Source organism: Ruegeria sp. YTSB088, from assembly GCF_059609825.1.
The window spans coordinates 343997-363096 of sequence record NZ_JBXWMM010000003.1; the positions used below are offsets into that span (position 1 = coordinate 343997).

Annotated in this window: 20 protein-coding genes and 2 tRNA genes; 7 read left to right on the plus strand and 15 right to left on the minus strand. The window is 57.8% G+C overall.

Translation table 11 applies throughout. The features are described 5' to 3' along the window. Positions 1-2: 2 nt before the first annotated feature. Both AC2FFA_RS07195 and AC2FFA_RS07200 read right to left on the minus strand, forming a co-directional pair. Complete coding sequence (locus AC2FFA_RS07195) at positions 3-635, minus strand: hypothetical protein (protein ID WP_496850794.1); 633 nt, start codon at positions 633-635, stop codon at positions 3-5. A gap of 2 nt (positions 636-637) precedes the next feature. Then, the gene (locus AC2FFA_RS07200) at positions 638-1513 is read right to left on the minus strand and encodes a hypothetical protein (RefSeq protein ID WP_496850796.1); all 876 of its coding nucleotides are present in this window, start codon (positions 1511-1513) and stop codon (positions 638-640) included. Here AC2FFA_RS07200 and AC2FFA_RS07205 point away from each other — a divergent pair. Together AC2FFA_RS07205 and AC2FFA_RS07210 are read left to right on the plus strand one after the other, a co-directional pair. Then, positions 1512-1763: a hypothetical protein gene (locus AC2FFA_RS07205; RefSeq protein ID WP_496850797.1), complete on the plus strand. Its 252-nt coding sequence runs from the start codon at positions 1512-1514 to the stop codon at positions 1761-1763. The two genes, AC2FFA_RS07200 and AC2FFA_RS07205, sit on opposite strands and share 2 nt — an antisense overlap. 150 nt (positions 1764-1913) lie before the next feature. Continuing rightward, positions 1914-2360: a DUF302 domain-containing protein gene (locus AC2FFA_RS07210; RefSeq protein WP_496850799.1), complete on the plus strand. Its 447-nt coding sequence runs from the start codon at positions 1914-1916 to the stop codon at positions 2358-2360. Positions 2361-2371: 11 nt separating this feature from the next. Here AC2FFA_RS07210 and AC2FFA_RS07215 read toward each other — a convergent pair whose 3' ends face one another. Further along, the gene (locus AC2FFA_RS07215) at positions 2372-2836 is read right to left on the minus strand and encodes a DUF2867 domain-containing protein (RefSeq protein WP_496850800.1); all 465 of its coding nucleotides are present in this window, start codon (positions 2834-2836) and stop codon (positions 2372-2374) included. A gap of 4 nt (positions 2837-2840) precedes the next feature. Then, entirely contained in the window at positions 2841-3563 is a 723-nt protein-coding gene (gene hisA, locus AC2FFA_RS07220) for a 1-(5-phosphoribosyl)-5-[(5-phosphoribosylamino)methylideneamino]imidazole-4-carboxamide isomerase (protein WP_496850802.1), read from the minus strand. Between the two features lie 134 nt (positions 3564-3697). Here hisA and AC2FFA_RS07225 point away from each other — a divergent pair, with 134 nt between their 5' ends. Continuing rightward, positions 3698-4099 (plus strand): DUF2147 domain-containing protein, encoded by a 402-nt coding sequence (locus AC2FFA_RS07225; protein ID WP_117868309.1) that lies wholly within the window; start codon positions 3698-3700, stop codon positions 4097-4099. Between the two features lie 3 nt (positions 4100-4102). Here the strand turns inward: AC2FFA_RS07225 and hisH are convergent, their stop codons facing one another. Then, the gene (gene hisH, locus AC2FFA_RS07230; RefSeq protein WP_117868310.1) at positions 4103-4741 is read right to left on the minus strand and encodes an imidazole glycerol phosphate synthase subunit HisH; all 639 of its coding nucleotides are present in this window, start codon (positions 4739-4741) and stop codon (positions 4103-4105) included. Next, positions 4742-5329, minus strand: coding sequence for an imidazoleglycerol-phosphate dehydratase HisB (gene hisB, locus AC2FFA_RS07235; protein ID WP_117868311.1), 588 nt, complete (start codon positions 5327-5329; stop codon positions 4742-4744). It lies immediately after the preceding gene. 154 nt (positions 5330-5483) lie between these two features. On the opposite strand from hisB, the gene AC2FFA_RS07240 reads away from it, so the two are divergent. Next, a complete protein-coding gene (locus AC2FFA_RS07240; protein ID WP_117868312.1) occupies positions 5484-5723 on the plus strand; it encodes an Lrp/AsnC family transcriptional regulator in 240 nt (79 codons plus the stop codon). Here the strand turns inward: AC2FFA_RS07240 and AC2FFA_RS07245 are convergent. The 3 genes from AC2FFA_RS07245 to AC2FFA_RS07255 all read right to left on the minus strand — a co-directional run bounded on the left by AC2FFA_RS07245 (position 5720) and on the right by AC2FFA_RS07255 (position 6852). Further along, positions 5720-6586 (minus strand): GNAT family N-acetyltransferase, encoded by an 867-nt coding sequence (locus AC2FFA_RS07245; RefSeq protein WP_496850805.1) that lies wholly within the window; start codon positions 6584-6586, stop codon positions 5720-5722. The two genes, AC2FFA_RS07240 and AC2FFA_RS07245, sit on opposite strands and share 4 nt — an antisense overlap. A gap of 83 nt (positions 6587-6669) precedes the next feature. Continuing rightward, a tRNA-Gly gene (locus AC2FFA_RS07250) sits at positions 6670-6744 on the minus strand. A gap of 33 nt (positions 6745-6777) precedes the next feature. Continuing rightward, positions 6778-6852 (minus strand) — tRNA-Gly (locus tag AC2FFA_RS07255). 149 nt (positions 6853-7001) lie between these two features. Between AC2FFA_RS07255 and AC2FFA_RS07260 the strand changes: the two genes are divergently transcribed. Then, complete coding sequence (locus tag AC2FFA_RS07260; protein WP_496850807.1) at positions 7002-7154, plus strand: hypothetical protein; 153 nt, start codon at positions 7002-7004, stop codon at positions 7152-7154. Positions 7155-7169: 15 nt separating this feature from the next. Here the strand turns inward: AC2FFA_RS07260 and AC2FFA_RS07265 are convergent, their stop codons facing one another. The 4 genes from AC2FFA_RS07265 to AC2FFA_RS07280 all read right to left on the minus strand — a co-directional run bounded on the left by AC2FFA_RS07265 (position 7170) and on the right by AC2FFA_RS07280 (position 14167). After that, a complete protein-coding gene (locus AC2FFA_RS07265) occupies positions 7170-7553 on the minus strand; it encodes an MAPEG family protein (protein WP_117868315.1) in 384 nt (127 codons plus the stop codon). A 79-nt stretch (positions 7554-7632) separates the two neighbouring features. Continuing rightward, positions 7633-11070, minus strand: a complete 3438-nt coding sequence (locus tag AC2FFA_RS07270; RefSeq protein WP_496850808.1) for a pyruvate carboxylase — start codon at positions 11068-11070, stop codon at positions 7633-7635. 160 nt (positions 11071-11230) lie between these two features. Beyond that, positions 11231-12352: an alpha-hydroxy acid oxidase gene (locus AC2FFA_RS07275; RefSeq protein WP_496850810.1), complete on the minus strand. Its 1122-nt coding sequence runs from the start codon at positions 12350-12352 to the stop codon at positions 11231-11233. A gap of 39 nt (positions 12353-12391) precedes the next feature. Then, a complete protein-coding gene (locus AC2FFA_RS07280; protein WP_496850812.1) occupies positions 12392-14167 on the minus strand; it encodes a sensor domain-containing diguanylate cyclase in 1776 nt (591 codons plus the stop codon). Positions 14168-14346: 179 nt separating this feature from the next. On the opposite strand from AC2FFA_RS07280, the gene AC2FFA_RS07285 reads away from it, so the two are divergent. After that, on the plus strand, positions 14347-16740 hold the full coding sequence (locus AC2FFA_RS07285) for an ATP-dependent helicase (RefSeq protein ID WP_496850814.1): 2394 nt from the start codon (positions 14347-14349) through the stop codon (positions 16738-16740). A gap of 46 nt (positions 16741-16786) precedes the next feature. On the opposite strand, the gene AC2FFA_RS07290 is transcribed toward AC2FFA_RS07285, so the two are convergent. Further along, positions 16787-17035 (minus strand): DUF1330 domain-containing protein, encoded by a 249-nt coding sequence (locus tag AC2FFA_RS07290; protein ID WP_496850816.1) that lies wholly within the window; start codon positions 17033-17035, stop codon positions 16787-16789. A 372-nt stretch (positions 17036-17407) separates the two neighbouring features. Next, on the minus strand, positions 17408-17632 hold the full coding sequence (locus AC2FFA_RS07295; RefSeq protein WP_496850818.1) for a DUF1127 domain-containing protein: 225 nt from the start codon (positions 17630-17632) through the stop codon (positions 17408-17410). Between the two features lie 961 nt (positions 17633-18593). On the opposite strand from AC2FFA_RS07295, the gene mraZ reads away from it, so the two are divergent. Continuing rightward, positions 18594-19097, plus strand: a complete 504-nt coding sequence (gene mraZ / locus AC2FFA_RS07300; RefSeq protein ID WP_496850819.1) for a division/cell wall cluster transcriptional repressor MraZ — start codon at positions 18594-18596, stop codon at positions 19095-19097. The last annotated feature ends 3 nt before the right edge of the window (positions 19098-19100 follow it).

Below are 19100 nucleotides of genomic sequence, written 5' to 3' on the forward strand. Positions count from 1 at the left end.
TCTCAGTTTTGCGAAGGCTGCCGGTAACAGGCCAGCGCCCCTGTTCCCAGCCCAACTATTCCGATGCTGCTGGATTGTTTGCCGAAATCTGACGTGATGACCTGCGCCATTGGTCCTTCGGGGTGATAATAGGACAGCGGTGTGGGCCGAGTGCCATATTCGGATTCGCGTTGCCAGCCATGCACCGTGGTGCCGTTCTTGTAGACGCGGTAGCCCTCACTTGAATACACCGAATGCACACCAAAGAAGCTGCGGTCTTCGAACACCGGATTGTTCTTTACTGCAAATGCAGGCAGCAGAACGACGGCAAGAACCACCGGGATACGCAAGGCCTGAGTCCGGAACAGGTACAGTACTGCAAATATCAGCACGAACAGGGCGCCTGCGCGCGGAATGTCCGCGCTCATGGCTGCGACGCCCCGTGTCGCACCCGCGATGACGAGGATGAAAACACTTGCCGCAATGCCCATGATGACGTGGCGAAGGGCAAATCCCGGCGCGCGGACAAGGAATAATCCTCCGGCCAGGATCATGGTGATTGGCGCCTCCAACTCACGTGTGAAGGCAATTGGCGCAACGATCGAGTTGAACAGCCCGCCAATCGCTCCGCCCACGGAAAGGGCAATGTAGAACACGGTCAACTGCTCGGCTGACGGACGCATATCGTAAAGCAGGCGATGTGCAAAAAAAGAGCGATGACGAACAACACCGGGACATAGAGCAGGATGACCACCGGCGCGTCATGTTCGCTGACCACTTTGGACACCAGTACGACACCCGCCGCCAGCGCCGCCAGCATAGGCAGGTTCAAAGCGTCAAGCGTCAGGTGTTTCCATTTGGCGAAGGCAATGATGAAGGACAGGATGTAGACCGCCAGCGGAACGACCCAGATCAGCGGGAGAGCACCAAGGTCCGTGCTGACGCGCGTTGTGAAGGACAGCATCAATGAGGAGGGAATGAATGCGACGAACACCCAGATAGCTATTTGCCACAGAGTGGGGAAACTGGCTTTAAGTGCTGTTTGCACCGACGACTCTGTGTGACGTGACCCCCGCAGGGCGATCATGCCACTGCCAAGCAAGAGCGCCCCGAACAGCACAAAGCCGATCAGCCACACGCGGCTGATCTCAGCGGCCCCAAAAAATGGGTCTGCAACCAGGGGGAAAGCCAGCAACGCCAGCAATGATCCGACATTACTGGCGCTGTAAAGGAAATACGGATCATCCGCCGACGGCCCGCCCGACTTGGCGTACCATGACTGCAACAGGGGCGCATTTGCTGACAACACTGCAAAAGGTACACCTACACCTACGGCGAACAGGCCAAGCGTTTGCACTGCGGTCGAGGTCGAGGCGTTATAGCTCCAGCTTTCGCTGGTGGACAGCGGCAGGAAAGTCAGCGCTGCGACCCAGAGGGCAAAATGGGTAACGATCTGCCAGCGCAAGGGCAGAAATTTGGTCAAAAGATGTGCGTACACATATCCGAGAATCAGCACCACTTGGAAAAACAGCATGGCGGTGGTCCAAACTGCCGGCGCACCGCCAATTTTGGGAAGAACCAGCTTGGCAAAAAGCGGCTGGACAAAGAAAAGCAGACTCGCGCTTGTGAAAATCGCCGCGCAGAAGATCGCAATGGTTGCTGATCTGAATCTGGACGTGTTGGGAACGTCTAGGTTCGAAATACTCACGTTTGCCACCCGGGTTGTTGTGTTTGACGAGGGAATTAAGCGGGGATTCCGCCCGAATTATGGCCCAACGCAGTAAAATGTTTGGCTTTTGGTCGGATTGTTCGCAAAAGCAAGGGTAAAATGGGCATCTCCAATTCAGGCAAGGCTTTGCTGATGCCAGACTTGTGATTGTCAGATTTCCAAAACCTGTGAGAATTGGGGTGAATTTTATAGAAGGAAAACCGATATGCGTACTTTGATACTGGCTTCAATTCTTTCGTTCGGAGGGGCTCTTGCCGCCATGGCTGACGACATCATCAAAGTTCAAACGAATAAATCCGTAGTCGAGGCGCTGGATGATCTGGAGGCAGCGGTAGGCAACGCAGGAGCCACGGTGTTCGCCCGCATCGACCACGCGGCGGGGGCGGAAAAGGTCGGAATGCCCATCCCGGCCAATCAAGTGCTGATTTTCGGCAATCCTGCGCTGGGTACGCCGGCCATGCAGATCGATCCGCGTGCGGGGTTGTTCCTGCCGCTCAAGGTGCAGGCATATGAGGACGGCAACGGTCAGGTCTGGCTGGCCTATGAAGATCCCAAAGAGACGATGGATGAACTGGATGACGTCGAAAAATCACCCGTTATCGAGAAAATGCGCGGCGCACTGGCCAAGCTGACCGCCGCCGCTGCGGGTTAAGACCTTTTTGGTTATGCGCTTGCGCTTTTCACACGCGCAAGCGCGTTTCGCGCGATCAGGATGTGAAACGGCAGGATCGCAGCAAGGTACAGTCGCCCACCCCAATTGTGACGATGTACCCAGGTGGCCAGCGAGATTCGGCCGTTTTCTGACAGGACTGAGACACGAAAATCCAGATGGCGGTCGTTGAATCCTGCAATCACTTCGGCCTCACCATCATATTCAACCGGAAAAATCCCCAGCTTGTCCGCAGCCTCAGGTCCTTTCGAGCTGAGGCCGAAAGGTGCGACCAACGCGCCACGCAATCGCACCAGCGCCATCGTCCATGCCGGAAACGCGGTAATGATTTCTGCGGCTCGACGAGGCGAGAGTTCCGATTCGACGCTGAAGCAGTCAAGAAAATCGCCGTCTTTATACCGTTTGTGCAGCAGGCTTTGCGCGGACAAATCAGAACGCTTTACAGGCGAATGGAACATTGAACTATTCTCTGAGAGTTGTCAGAGCCTCTTTCAGATCAATCGCCCCATCATAAAGCGCACGTCCGGAAATGGCACCGTTCAGGGCTGCGCCACAATCGCGCAGGGCGATCAGATCGGCGATCGATGACACGCCACCGGATGCGATAACAGGAATGTCTACCGTTCTGGCGAGGTCTGCCGTGGCCTCGATATTGGGGCCCTGCATGGCGCCGTCACGGTTGATATCTGTGTAGATGATCGCGGCCACGCCCGCGTCTTCGAAGCTGCGGGCCAGATCAGTCACCTGAACATTGGTTTCTTCGGCCCAGCCTTTTGTGGCCACCATGCCGTTTCGCGCGTCGATGCCCACGGCGATCTTGCCCGGGAACGCCATGGCTGCTTCACGCACCAAGTCAGGGTTTTCGACGGCAACCGTGCCCAGAATAACCCGCGCCAGACCCTTTTCGACCCAGGTTTCGATGGTCGCCATGTCACGGATGCCGCCGCCCAATTGCGCAGGCACATTGCAGGTTTCCAGAATCGCCTCGACCGGGGCAGCGTTGACCGGTTCACCCGCGAAGGCACCGTTCAGATCGACCAGATGCAGCCACTCGCACCCGGCCTCGACAAAGGCGCGCGCTTGTGCCGCCGGGTCTTCGTTGAACACGGTGGCCTTGTCCATGTCACCGCGCAGAAGGCGCACGGCATTGCCGTCTTTAAGGTCGATGGCGGGGTAGAGGATCATGTCGGGCGGCCCTATATCACTGTTACACGCGCGGGATATCGCACAGGCAGGGCAGGGGATGCAACGCGACGCTGGGTCATTCTTGCCCGTCGCTGAATGCCGGGTCAGACTGCCCTCAAAACAGGGAGAAAACTATGAAGAGATTTACTTTTGCAGCGGGTTTGATGTTTCTCGCAACCGGCGCGATGGCTGCAGATCCCGTCGACGGTCTGTGGAAGACTGCACCCGGTGATACCGGCGGCTATCTGCACGTGACGATTTCCGAATGCGGTAGTGCGATCTGCGGAACCATCGACAGCGCGTTTGATGCGGATGGCAACGAGCAGCTGGAATATGAAAACCTCGGTAAGAAGATCATCTGGGACATGGTGCCCGAGGATGGCGGAAGCTATGACAGCGGCAAGATCTGGGCACCGGACCGGGACAAGACATACAATTCGAAAATGTCGCTGGACGGCCAGAACAAACTGACCGTCAAAGGGTGTGTGGCGGGCGGTCTGATCTGCCGCGGACAAACCTGGACGCGTGTTCAGTAGGCCTCAGGGTTTCCAGGTCAGGAAGTTGCCCAGCATGCGCAGGCCAACGTCCTGACTTTTCTCGGGGTGGAACTGCATTCCAACCATCGTGTCGCGGCCAATGACGGCCGTGACTTCCTGCCCGTAGTCCACATAGGCCAATCGCTGTGCCGGGTCGGATACGCGGAAGTGGTAAGAGTGGACGAAATAGGTGTGATCGCCGGATTTCACCCCGTTGAACACCGGGTGATCGCTGTCCAGAACAAGATCGTTCCAGCCCATATGCGGCACTTTCAGCGCTGTGTCTGACGGTTCGATCCTGACGACATCGCCGGAAATCCAGTCCAGACCATCCGTTTCGCTGTATTCATGGCCTTTGGTTGCCATCAACTGCATGCCCACACAGATGCCCAGAAACGGGCGGCCTTTCTGTTCGACCGCCTCGACCATCGCGTCATAGATACCCTTGTGACCACGCAGTTCGGCGGCGCATGCCGGAAACGCTCCGTCGCCGGGCAAGACCAAACGATCCGCGCGTGCCACAACATCCGCGTCCGAGGTGACGACAACCTCACCCGCGCCGACCTCTTGCGCCATGCGCTGAAACGCTTTTTCCGCCGAGTGCAGGTTGCCGCTTTCGTAGTCGATAATGGCGGTCAGCATTTACAACGCGCCTTTGGTCGACGGAATCGCGTCTGCCTTGCGCGGATCGGTTTCGACGGCGTCGCGCAGCGCGCGCGCAACGGCCTTGAATGCAGCCTCGGCGATGTGGTGGCTGTTGAAGCCGTGCAACTGGTCGATATGCAGCGTGATGCCGCCATGGGTGCTGAGAGCCTGAAAGAACTCACGCACAAGCTCTGTGTCAAACGCGCCGATTTTCTGTGTCGGCAGCTCCACATTCCAGATCAAGTAGGGGCGGCCCGACAGGTCCAGCGCACAGCGCACCTGAGCGTCATCCATCGGCAGGTGGCATTCGCCATACCGCCGAACACCTTTCTTGTCGCCCAGAGCTTTCGTCAGTGCCTGCCCCAGCGCGATGCCGGTATCTTCGACCGTGTGGTGGTCGTCGATGTGGTAATCGCCCTTGGCTCGGATCGTCATGTCGATCAGTGAATGACGTGCCAACTGGTCCAGCATGTGGTCAAAGAAGCCTACGCCGGTCTGGTTGTCATACTGGCCGGTGCCGTCCAGATTGACCTCGACCGAAATTTCGGTCTCGGCGGTCTGACGGCTGATCTTTGCGCTGCGCATGGGCGAATTCCTTTTGCTACAGGCGCGCTTATAGACGGGGTTGGGCCAGTTGATCCAGTGCCCGCGTCGCGATCGCTTCAAACTGTTGCAGGGGATTGCACCCAGGTCCGCGCCATGCCAGCCTGCCGGAAACTCGATTCAAAAGGCCCGGCTCATGTCCACCTGCGTTTTCATACAAATCCGTTGCAAACCCGGTACTACCTACAAGGTCGCCGAAGAGATTGCGTTACGCGAAATTCACTCGGAACTCTATTCCACCAGCGGTGAGTATGATCTGATGCTCAAGCTCTATATCCCCGAAACCGAGGATGTGGGCCATTTTATCAACGAGCACCTGCTGGTGATTCCAAACATTGAGCGGTCGCTGACCACGATGACGTTCAAGGCGTTCTAGCCCAACTCAAACGTCGTTACGCCAAAGATGCGAGTCAGGTCGATATCGGGTTCGTGATCGGAATACATTCGGGCCGTTTCGAACACCTTGTCCAGCCCAAGCTCGTCGGCCAGCGCAAAAGCAGCTGTGTTGGGCTGAGGTATATCGACGAAGACCTCATGTTCGCTGTGGTCTTCAGGAATTGCCTCCAAAAGTGCCCGCAGCAAAGCCTTCGCAATTTTGGACGTATCTGCGAACAGCGGGCCAACCTTATAGCCGGTTAGGCAGGGGCGCAGAGTCGCGTAGCCGCGGATTTTACCATTCTCAGTGTAGAGTTTCGAGACATGGCTAAAGGCACTCAACCAGCTTTCCAGAAACAGATCGCGCGGGGCAGGGAATAGCTTGCGGTCGTAAGCTTTCAGGTCATCAGATGCGCTGTTCAGATCGGTTATGTGGTCAATCGGCGCGGTGCCCAACTTCGCTAAAACCCGTGTCTTCGTCCCGGAAAAACGGTAGTTGTTGTAGGCGAAGGTGAAGCCGGATTTGCGATAGTTGTCCTGTTGTTCCACCACACCATCCAGACCCATATTCCGGCCGGTGCAATGCGCCAGCGCGTGTCCCGCAATCTCAAGCCCGTGTCCGTGATGCCGGAAATCAGGTTTTACGATGTAGAAGCCAAGAAACGAAAACGCGTCGTTGTAATTAACTGCCGAAACCGAGGCGATCATCTCACCATCCAGGAACCCGCCCAGAAACCCTTCCGGGTCGGTCGGGCGAAAGCATTCGGCATCGTGGAGGCCCGGATTCCATCCCTCACGCCCAGCCCAATCCACGGCGTGTTGGACTTCTTCGCGGGTCAGAGGGCGGATAATGTAATCAGACATGGGTAATGATCCTATAGTGCGCAATGCAGCCAGAATGGCGCAACGCTCTACAAAGAACCAGCTTGTTTGGTGAATTTGGTATCTGGAGCGGGCGAGGCGATTCGAACGCCCGACCCTAACCTTGGCAAGGTTATGCTCTACCCCTGAGCTACGCCCGCATCAGATACATATGTGGTCCAAAGACCTCTCAATGGAGCGGGCGAGGCGATTCGAACGCCCGACCCTAACCTTGGCAAGGTTATGCTCTACCCCTGAGCTACGCCCGCGCCGTTGAGTGAGGAGGGATGTATAAATTCCCACGCGGGGCTGCAAGCGGAAAAACACAAAAAAGAGGAAAAATCTTTCGACGGAACCCGGCTTCCGGTCCGTTCAATCTCAAACGCAGATCAAAAAAGACATGGGTGGAAGGGCTTTCATGATATCCGTTGCAGACATGAAGATAATGGCGCTGGCCGCAATGATTTTGCTGGTCACCGCGATGCCAGAACCGGACAATCACGCACACAATCGGATCACGCCCATTTTGTTGAAAGCGCCCAATGTGATGACGACGGATCTGACGGGATAGCATCCGCCAGCCAACCTATAGCGCCAGAATCAGGTTTGTGATGGCCGCAATCAGAATGGCCAGGAAAGTCAGGCTCATGCCAGCCTGCCGCAGGATGACGATCTGGGGCGTGCGCCCAAATCCGTATGCGTGCAAAAGACGTCCGGCCAGCAACATCAAGCCCAGTCCATGCAAAATCAACCCACCTGCGCCCTGCAACTCTACCATAGCAATCAGCAAAAGGGCGATTGGGGCGTATTCGGCGCAATTTGAATGTGTCCGTATTGCCTTGATCATCAATTTGCTGCCGCCATCCCCGACCGAGATTTTGTCGCTGCGGCGCTGCAGGATCACTTTGACGCTGAGTGCAACGTAAAGGATAGCAATCAGGGCCGCATAGATCGGGGTGATAGCAAGCATGGTGTTTCTCCGGTTCAGCATAGTAAAAGGGCCGCGTGGTTTCCCGCGCGGCCCTTTGAACTGTAACCGGTTCGTCAGCTTATTCCAGCTCGACCAGAAGGTCCTTTGCGTCAATCTGGCCGCCGGGCTGCACATGAACGGCCTTGACGGTCGCATCGCGCTCGGCGTGGATTCCCGTTTCCATCTTCATCGCCTCGATGGTTAGCAACATGTCGCCTTCCTTGATCTGTTGACCCGCAGTCACTGCGACGGTGGCCACAACACCCGGCATCGGCGCGCCGATATGATCCGGGTTGCCAACCTCGGCCTTGGGGCGCGCTTGCGTGCTTGACGTGACCATCCGGTTCGGAACCCGGATCACGCGCGGCTGGCCGTTGAGTTCAAAGAACACTTTGACCTCGCCCTTTTCATCCGTTTCGCCAATGGCCTGACAGCGGATTTCCAGCGTCTTGCCGGGGTCGATTTCCGCCGTGATCTCTTCACCGGGCTCCATGCCGTAGAAGAAAGTGCGCGTAGGCAGGGTACGGACCGGGCCGTAAATCCGGTGACGTCCCATGTAGTCCAGGAACACCTTGGGATACATCAGGTATCCGTTCAGATCCTCGTCATCGACCTCTTTGCCTTCCAGTTGCTTGGACAGCTCTACGCGGGTGGCCTCAAGATCAACCGCAGTCACGTCCTTGCCGGGGCGTTCGGTGTTGGGGGCTTCGTCCTTAAGCACCTTCTTGATGATGGTGTCCGGAAAACCGCCCGGAGGCTGACCCAGATTGCCGCGCATCATGTCCACGACCGAGTCCGGGAAGGCCACGTCGGTATCGGGGTCCTCGACCTGCTCGCGGGTCATGTTCTGGCTGACCATCATCAGCGCCATGTCGCCAACGACCTTGGAAGATGGCGTTACCTTCACGATGTCACCGAACATCTGGTTCACGTCAGCATACATCTGCGCCACTTCGTGCCAGCGCTCTTCCAGGCCCAGGCTGCGCGCCTGTGCCTTGAGGTTGGTGAACTGACCGCCGGGCATCTCGTGCAGATAAACTTCCGAGGCCGGAGCCTGCAGGCTCGACTCGAACGCCGCGTACTGGCCGCGGACAACCTCGAAGTAATCGCTGATTTCACGGATCGCCTTGATGTCCAGACCGGTGTCGCGGTCTGTGTGGCGCAGCGCTTCGACCACCGTACCCAGCGTCGCCTGGCTGGTGTTGCCCGAGAAGCTGTCCATCGCGCAGTCAACAGCATCCACGCCCGCCTCGGACGCGGCCAGAATGGTCGCGCTGGCAATACCGGCAGTGTCATGTGTGTGGAAGTGGATCGGCAGCCCGACCTCTTCTTTCAGCGCGCGGATCAGGATCTTGGCCGCGGCGGGTTTCAGCAGGCCCGCCATGTCTTTCAGGCCCAGAATATGCGCGCCGGCGTCGCGCAGCTCTTTCGCCATGCCGACATAGTATTTCAGGTCGTACTTGGCACGGTCCGGGTCAAGAATATCGCCAGTGTAACAGACGGTACCTTCACAAATCTTACCGGTTTCGACGACCGCATCCATCGCCACGCGCATGTTCTCGACCCAGTTCAGCGAGTCGAAGACACGGAACACGTCAATTCCTGTCGCCGCCTGACGCACGAACTCCTGCACCACGTTATCAGGGTAGTTCGTATACCCCACTCCGTTTGCGCCGCGTAGCAGCATCTGGGTCATCAGGTTCGGCATCGCCTCGCGCAGGTCGCGCAGGCGCTGCCATGGACATTCCTGCAAGAAGCGGTAGGCGACGTCGAAGGTCGCACCGCCCCAACACTCGACCGAGAACAGCTGCGGCAGGTTCGCCGCATAGGTCGGGGCCACTTTGATCATGTCGATTGACCGCATCCGGGTCGCCAACAGAGACTGGTGCCCGTCGCGCATGGTGGTGTCGGTGATCAGCAGTTGGCGCTGGGCTTTCATCCAGTCTGCCACCGCCTGCGGGCCCTTCTGCTCCAGCAGGTTGCGCGTACCCATCTGCGGTTCGGCTTTCAGCGCGGGCGGCTTGGCCTCTTTCAGATCGGCGCGCGGTTCGGGGCGGTCCTTGGTCTCGGGATGTCCGTTCACCGTGATGTCGGCGATATAGGTCAAAACCTTGGTGCCCCGGTCGCGCCGCTTCTTGAAGGTGAACAGCTCAGGCGTGGTGTCGATGAACTTGGTGGTGTATTCGTTCGACAGGAAGGTCGGGTGCTTGAGCAGGTTGATGACGAAATCGATATTGGTGCTGACACCACGAATACGGAATTCTCGCAAGGCACGGTCCATCCGGCTGATCGCTTTTTCGGGCGTCGGGGCCCAAGCGGTAACCTTGGTCAGCAGCGAGTCATAATACCGGGTGATCACACCACCCGCATAGGCCGTCCCGCCATCCAGGCGAATACCCATACCGGTGGCCGAGCGATACGCGGTGATGCGGCCATAGTCGGGAATGAAGTTGTTCTGCGGATCTTCCGTCGTGATGCGGGTCTGCAGCGCGTGGCCGTTCAAATGCACGTCTGCCTGGCTTGCAGCGCCGGTCGCCTCTGCCAGAGGTTTGCCCTCGGCGATCAGGATCTGCGCCTGCACAATGTCAATGCCGGTGACTTCTTCGGTGACGGTGTGTTCCACCTGCACACGAGGGTTTACTTCGATGAAATAGAATTTGCCGGTTTCCATGTCCATCAGGAACTCGACGGTTCCGGCACATTCATAGTTCACATGAGCGCAGATCTTGCGGCCCAGTTCGCAGATTTCGGCGCGCTGTTCGTCGCACAGATACGGGGCAGGGGCGCGTTCAACGACCTTTTGGTTCCGGCGCTGGACCGAGCAGTCGCGTTCATAGAGGTGATAGATTTCACCGTGTTTGTCACCCAGGATTTGCACCTCGACATGGCGCGCTCGGATGATCATTTTCTCCAGATAGCCTTCGCCATTGCCGAAGGCGGCCTCTGCCTCGCGACGGCCTTCCAGGACTTTCTCTTCCAGTTCTTCTTCCGACTGGATCGGGCGCATGCCGCGCCCGCCGCCGCCCCAAGACGCCTTGAGCATCAGCGGGTAACCGATCTCGGCGGCCTCCTTGCGGATCGCGTCCATGTCAACGCCCAGAACTTCGGTGGCAGGAATGACCGGAACACCTGCTTCGATGGCTACGCGTCGCGCGCTGGCCTTGTCGCCGAGCGCGCGCATGGTGTCCGCCTTTGGACCAATGAAGGTGATACCGTTCTTGACGCAGGCATCGACGAAATCCGGGTTCTCGGACAGCAGGCCATAGCCCGGGTGGATCGCGTCGGCACCACATTGCTTGGCAACACGGATAATCTCGTCGATCGAAAGATACGCGGCGACCGGCCCCATGCCTTCACCGATCTGATACGCCTCGTCCGCCTTGAACCGGTGCAGGCCCAGTTTGTCTTCTTCAGCGTAAACAGCGACGGTTCGTTTTCCCATTTCGTTTGCTGCGCGCATGACGCGGATGGCAATCTCGCCGCGGTTGGCGATCAGGATCTTGTTGAAGTCTGTCATGATAGGTCCCGGACTTTCGTGTATAGGCGTCTTATTGGGCAGAGAATACGCACACGTATATCCGTTCTTCTGGGTAGAACCGGCATGTTAACGCTCGCAAACGCCCTTTGGTCGCAGTGCCTTTATACTTATGCCGCGTCGCAGCATCAAATAATAAACGTTAACTCTCAATCTGACACAAGCGCGCCAATCCCATCTGACCCATATTAGCGTGCAGATCCTGTCTTAGGATATCGATGACATGTGCGGGCCCTTGTGCGCCAAGTGCGGCGAGTCCATACAAAAAAGCGCGCCCGAGCATGACGAAATCCGCGCCAAGTGACATTGCCCTCAAGATATCCAGGCCGCCTTCGACGCCACTGTCGAAGATCAGGGGCAGGCGGGTCGCATCCCGGATAGAGGGAAGAACCTCAATGCTGGCCGGGGCCGCGTCAAATTGACGACCGCCATGATTCGACACCCACAAGGCGTTGACACCAACCTGTTCTAACCTGCTCGTATCCTCCGGGCGCAGGACGCCTTTCAGGACAAGCGGCCCGTCCCAATGGTCGCGCAGCCATTTGACATACTCCAGGTCTGGCGATGTTCGAAGCAGGTATCCGACATGTGCAGTCGGGGGCAGATCTCCGGGGTTTTCAATATACTTGTCCAGCGTTCGCATGTGCGGCACACCGTTGCGCAGCATGCCCATCGCCCAGGCGGGTCTCTGGGCGATCTGCGCCAGCACGCGCGGGGTCAGCTTTGGCGGTTGCCGCAAGCCCGATCGTGTCTGCCTTTCCCTGCGCGATGCGACGGGAACATCCGCTGTGAGAACCAGGGTTTTGAACCCGGCCTTGCGGACCCGGTTCAGCAGGTCCTTTCGAATATCCGGATCTCGGGGCGGATAAAGCTGGAACCAGGCATTGTCCCCAAGATGCGGTGCCATGTCTTCGGGGCTTTGGCTGGCTACTGTCGACAGAGTGTAGGGAATACCCGCCTTTGCGGCCGCGCTGGCAAGCAGCTGTTCCGCGCGGGGCCAGACCAGCCCGGACATTCCGATCGGTGCGATTCCGAATGGCATCGGATACGGAGCCTCAAGAAACGTCTTTGACGTATCAAAGTCCAGCTCGCCGTGCAGGATCGAGGGGCAGAGGCGCACGTCATCCAGGGCTTGGCGGTTCCGGTGCAGTGTCGTTTCCATCCCGGTTCCACTGTCGATATATTCCCACACGAAATGCGGCAGGCGACGGCGCGCACGGTGTTTCAGATCCGGTATGCCGGGATAGGTGCTGTGCAAGTCCATGCAGATTGATCCGACCTGCCATGCGATTCGGCAAGTTTTTTAAGCTGCATCCTTAGATGGTTGCTGGCTTTCAGGTGACGTACGTTGGGCCTGGTTCTTGGCGCCACTTGCGACATGCACTTGGTTGCGGCCCTTGTCCTTGGCGACATAAAGCGCATCATCGGCCGCGCGCAGCAGGTCCTGCGGCATGGTGCCGTGGGCCGGGTAATGTGCGACCCCAAGTGATATCGTGATGCGCGGCAATGCCTTCTCACCATACCGTACGGATACAGCCTCGACCGCCTGGCGCAGCTGTTCGGCGCGGGTCATGGCATCTTCGGGGCTGTTGTCAGGCAGGATCAGCATAAACTCCTCACCACCGATGCGGCAGGCGACTTCGTCCCGGTCGCACCCTTGCTCCAAGGCGGCGCCGACTGCGCGCAATACCATGTCGCCAGCATCATGCCCGTGAGTATCGTTGAACTTCTTGAAGTGATCCACGTCCACTGCGATCAGGCTTAGTGCAGCGCCCGTCTGCTGGCTGCGGCTGATGGACTTGCGCAGCATCTCGGTCATATGGCGGCGATTGAACAGCCCGGTCAGCGGGTCTCGTACCGATTGGTCATGAAGTTGATCCCGCATCCGGACATTGGCGATCGCCATACTGATCTGTTCGGCGCACAATTGGGCCAATTTGCGGCTCTTGTTGAAGCAGTCTTCGCGCCCCTCAAGTGCCCGCAGATGCAAGAGGCCAACGGTTTCGCCATGGGCCAGAATGGGAAAGCAGAAATAGGGCCGACCGTCATGCGGTTCGGCGTGTTCGCAGACAAAATCAATCTCGGATGCGCCGAACTCATAGGTCCGGCCGCGCCGCAAGCCCCAGCATCCTTCGGGATGAATGTGAGATTTATGAGTTCCACCGTTCCAGCTTGCGCAGCCATCCAGCACGTCGCGTGAGTTGGAGTAGACATACACACTGCCTTCGGCCTCTGGCAGGATATGGGTCATGAAGCGAGACACCATGTCGAACAGTTCATCCAGCGACCGGCTTGATTGCAGCCATTCGTTCAATTCACCTAGCAGGCGGACCTCGCGGGCGAGGCGCATCTGTTCGTCCATCAGTTCCCGCTCTTTTATGGCCCGTTTGCGCAGATCGCGAACCTGTCGACGATTGGTGCGATGAACAATCAGGATAACTGTCGTCAGCGCCAGCAGGGCTATCCCGCTGAGCAGCGCCAGGGACAGGCGAACGCGGGTGATGAACAGGTTCCGCAGGTCCGTAATGTCAGAATAGAACTCGATGGCGCCTAGGAACGTCGCATCCTTGATGATCGGCGTGTAGACCTCGGCCACATGGCGGCTGTTCAGTTCCGTATCCCGGGAATCGCCGACAACAAAGGAATCAACTTCGGCAATCGGCTTCTCTTCGTGTTTGTAATAAAGACCCCCGGCGGCGACGATCGACTGGAAATAGGGTTTCGTATTCACGAACCCGACGTCGCTTGCACGGGTCGACCAGAACACTTGCCCCGAAGCATCGAACAGCTTGAAGCGGTAAATGTCCGTGGTTTCGGGCAGTAGCTCCAAAAACTCCTGGTCATGCTCGGTCAATGCGTGAAAACGGAATGTCTGGCCAAGATCGTTCAGATGGCTTTCGATCTGGCGGCTCATCCGCATCGCGTTTTTTCGCAGGTCAGCTTCCAGCATGCGATCAACCACTGGCGCCGGGGCGGCATAGATCCCCCAGCCCGCTGCTGTTGTCAGCGCGAGCAGCATCAGGGCCACGCCCATCATTTTAAGCCTCGAGGACTGACCTGTCAGTTCCGCCTGTTTCATATGTCCGCTCCCACAACACTCTGACAAGCATCACAGTCAGGATTTGACAGAGAGTTAACAGGGGCGCAGGGCGGCGGCGTCTTTGTTTAGAATTGAATGTAAAAAGAAGTGTGAAAAGTCTGCGAACAAGCCGTGAACAAACCCTTTCCCTTCGCGCTTTTCCAGCGTAGTTTGGGGCCATGAGCAGTTTTGACGAAATGGACGCCTTCGAGGGCGCATCGCTGTCGGCGCGGGCAATGGCTGCGCGCCCTTCGCCCTATCTGGATGAGCTGAACCCGGCACAGCGCGATGCGGTCGAGCGGCTGGACGGTCCGGTTCTGATGCTGGCCGGGGCTGGCACCGGCAAGACCAAGGCGCTGACGGCTCGGATCGCACATCTTCTCAACACTGCGCGCGCGCGTCCGAATGAGATTCTGTCGGTCACGTTCACCAACAAGGCCGCGCGCGAGATGAAAGAACGGGTTGGCCGCCTGCTGGGACAGCCCGCCGAGGGGATGCCATGGCTGGGTACGTTTCATTCGATCTGCGTCAAACTGCTGCGCCGCCATGCGGAACTGGTCGATCTGAAATCGAACTTCACCATTCTGGATAAGGACGACCAGATTCGCCTGCTCAAGCAATTGGTGCAGGCCGCCAATATCGACGACAAGCGCTGGCCCGCGCGGATGCTGGCCGGCATCATCGACGACTGGAAGAACCGCGCTCTGACACCTGACAAGGTGCCCACTGCCGATGCCGGGGCCTACAATAACAAGGGCGTCGAGCTTTACGCTCAATACCAGACCCGCTTGCGCGAGCTGAATGCGGTGGATTTCGGCGATCTGCTTCTGCACATGGTTACGATCTTCCAGACCCATCAGGATGTTCTGGAGCAATACCAACGCTGGTTCCGTTATATCCTCGTGGATGAGTATCAGGACACCAACGTCGCCCAATATCTGTGGCTGCGCCTGCTGGCCGGGGGGCACAAGAACATCTGTTGCGTCGGCGATGACGATCAGTCGATCTATGGCTGGCGCGGGGCCGAGGTGGGCAACATCCTGCGCTTCGAAAAGGACTTTCCCGGCGCGTATGTGGTGCGACTGGAACAGAACTATCGCTCGACCCCGCATATTCTGGCGGCTGCGTCGAACGTCATTCGGGGCAATGAAAACCGTCTGGGCAAAGAGCTCTGGACCGATGCCGAGGAAGGCCACAAGGTCAACCTGATAGGCCATTGGGATGGTGAGGAAGAGGCCCGCTGGATCGGCGAGGAGATTGACGCGATGCAGGACGGTACGCGGGGTATTCGCCCTATGAACCTCGACGAGATCGCCATCCTCGTCCGAGCCTCGCACCAGATGCGGGCCTTCGAGGACCGGTTCCTGACCATCGGTCTGCCCTACAAGGTGATTGGCGGCCCCCGATTCTATGAACGGATGGAGATCCGCGATGCCATGGGCTATTTCCGGCTTGTGGTCAGCCCCGAGGATGATCTGGCGTTCGAGAGAATCGTGAACACGCCAAAACGCGGACTTGGTGACAAGGCGCAGCAGACGATTCAGATGACAGCGCGTGAGAACGGGGTGTCTCTGATCGACGGCGCGCGGATTGCAGTCGACAATGGGCTGATCAAGGGCAAGGGCGGTAAGGCGCTGCGCGAGTTCATCGACGGTCTGGCGCGTTGGAATGCGATGACGCGTGGACCACGGATTGAAGTGGACGAAGAGTCCGTGATCGATGACGGTTCACCCATGCGGTTCGGTGCGCCCGAACACACGCATATCGAGCTGGCGCAGATCATCCTCGACGAATCCGGTTATACGGCCCATTGGCAGAACGACAAGACGCCCGAAGCGCCGGGGCGCCTTGAAAACCTAAAGGAACTGGTCAATCAGCTGGACAATTTCGAGAACCTGCAAGGGTTTCTGGAGCATGTCAGTTTGGTGATGGACAACGAGCAGGACAGCGACGGGGCCAAAGTCTCGATCATGACCCTTCACGCGGCCAAGGGGCTGGAGTTTCCCGCCGTCTTCCTACCGGGATGGGAGGACGGGTTGTTCCCCTCGCAACGGTCAATGGACGAATCTGGCCTCAAGGGGCTCGAGGAGGAACGTCGCCTGGCCTATGTTGGCATCACCCGTGCCGAGGAGGTGTGCACGATTTCTTTTGCCGCCAACCGGCGGGTGTTCGGGCAGTGGCAGAACTCCATGCCATCCCGGTTCATCGACGAATTGCCGGAAGATCACATTGAGGTGCTTACTCCTCCGGGTCTTTATGGTGGCGGTCAGCACACTGCGGGCATTGAAACGCGTGCGGTCGAAGCCAATGTCTACAACTCGCCGGGCTGGAGGCGGTTGCAGGCGCGGCAGGGGCAGCATGGCATGTCGCAACCCAAAGAAAGCCGGAACACGGTCATCGACGCCACCGCAGTGGCCAGTTTCACGCTGGGCGAACGAGTGTTCCACCAGAAATTCGGCTATGGTGCGGTGATCGGGATCGAGGGTGACAAGGTCGAGGTCGACTTCGACAAGGCCGGCACCAAGAAAGTGGTCTCGCGTTTTCTGAGCAACAAGGATGACGTCCCGTTCTGAGGCGTCATATCCCTTCGACCAGAATCAGATTGGTTGCGGCGGTGGCCTACCGGATCTTCGCCAGTTCGATGTACTCCGGGTCGTCTTTCCAGGCTTTCGCCGCCGCAAGGTCCGGAAACTCCATCAATACAATCCCGCCGTCGGGCCAAACGCCTTCGATCCGTTCGACCGGTTTGGATGAGATTGTCAGCAAGCGGCCTCTGTGGCGGTAGAAAATCGGCATGAAGCCAGCCAGATAATCCTGATGCCCATCCGGGTCGTGGATGTCGATCTGCGCGATGAAATAGGCTGCCATAACGTCCTCCGGATCAGAAATCAGGACGCTGTTTTACACCCCTGCTCGAAAACTAAAAAAACGGCGGTTCCCAGGGAGGAGGAGGGGAACCGCCGTCTTGTCAACATCAGAGCAGGGAGGAGGAGAGCCCCGATGTATTCGTGCCCGGGTTTGAGCCCGGTATGAGGAAGACGCGGCGACGTCAGGGAGGAGGAAGACGTCGCCGCGCGCTTTCAACATCGAGGCAGGGAGGAGGAGAGCCCCAATGTATCAGGATCCGGCGGGTTGGGGCCGGTATAGGGTGCGGCAACGTCAGGGAGGAGGAAAGACGTTGCCGCTGATTACAGACCCTAAGGGAGGAGTAAGGGCCTGATCTCAGTATTCGTGGCGCGCTTATTGCGCTATGTGATCGTTGGCGGCCTGCATGGCCACCCGGCGGATCATGGACCGATGCAGGCCCAGATCGGCCAGTTCACGATCCGACAGCCCTGCCAGTTCATTGACGGTCTGGCGATACATACGATAGCGGGCAAAGCGCGTCTTAGCGTTCTCCACCAGGGCTGCGATTCCGAACGCCGATGCGCTCTTGGGTGCTGTATGTGTGCTTGCGACTGCCATGCTCATCATCCGTGTCTATTTGCTTTGCCGATAACGTTCGGCCCTTGCTTGAGATTGAAAATAGGCAAATGCTGCAATTGCACAATAGGTCACATCGTCAATGCTGCTATGCAGCAAGCGCATAGATTGGTTCAGTTTTTTGCCTCGACTGGAAATGCGCCTTGAAAAATTGGGCATTACTCTGGGTCACTGGTGATGGCGCAAACATGGCCTTCTGGCGGCTTGCCCTCTAATTGAGCGGTATTGGCTGGAATTTGGGCGAATAAACAACTCGGGTAGCTCCCGTGAGAGAAGCGGCAAGGCGAAGCGCGGCGCTTCACCAGCCTCTGAAGCTCAGTTTGCCGGTTTCAGGTTGCGGCGCGTGCAGTCGGAGATCCGCGGGAATTCATGGGCAGGTGTGGTTTCCGAGGGCATATTTCGCCGAAAACGCGCGCGAACTTCGAACGATTCTGTGAGGCCGCAGCACAAGGACACGCAGTATTTCCACCCTTCGCGGCGGGTTTCAAATTTTTTCGGGAAATCATGGGAAAAAATTTTACGCCTCAAATTATCTATATATAGAGGTCGGGTCGTCGTATTCTTCCACAAGTGGTGTCATTACGTTCCGATTTTAGAGTGATACTGTGTCTTGAGTGTGTTTCATGGGGTGCGGTTCGCAAAATTCCTGTTGATTTCCATGAATTCCCATGGCATCCCTTATGCATCCGATGAGGACGAGGCAGCAGGGGCACCAAACGACCCCGACCAAAAATAATCAGGTTTCATACAGGCATCTCGCTTTCATCAATCAAGAGATCCGGCGCGCGGGCGAGCAGACATCCCCCCAGGTGGCGCGTGCAGCTGGACATCCCGCGAAGCGGGTCAATGCGGCGGGTTGATCAGTGGCAGCAGATCAACCCGCCGTTTTTCATCCGGGGGAACGTGAATTTCAAGTGGGGCGCAAGCGAAAGGGACAGTCGTCTTGGCGCGCAGGTTTAGAGGTGAAAGCCACCATAAGGTGGACACGAAGGGCAGGGTCTCGATCCCGGCCTCGTTTCGCCGTGTGATTGAAGCGTCCGATCCCAACTGGCAGCCCGGAGACAATCCAGAGCTTGTGATCGTCTACGGCGATCATCGCCGCAAATTCCTTGAATGCTATACCATGCAGGCCATTGACGAGGTTGATGCCAAGATTGATGCCTTGCCGCGCGGGTCAATGCAGCGCCGAATGTTGCAGCGCATGTTCCATGGTCAGTCCTTTCCGACTAATGTGGATGAAACCGGGCGTCTGGTGTTGCCTGCCAAGCTGCGCAACAAGATCGGCCTTGAAGGTGAGGCGTTCTTTATCGCCGCCGGTGATACATTTCAGATCTGGAAGCCCGAGACCTACGAAGTCGAGGAGCTGGCCAAAACCGAAGAATGGATTAACGATCTGCCAGAGGACTTCGATCCTATGCAGTTCCTTGATGGCACCGAGGATGCGTAACGG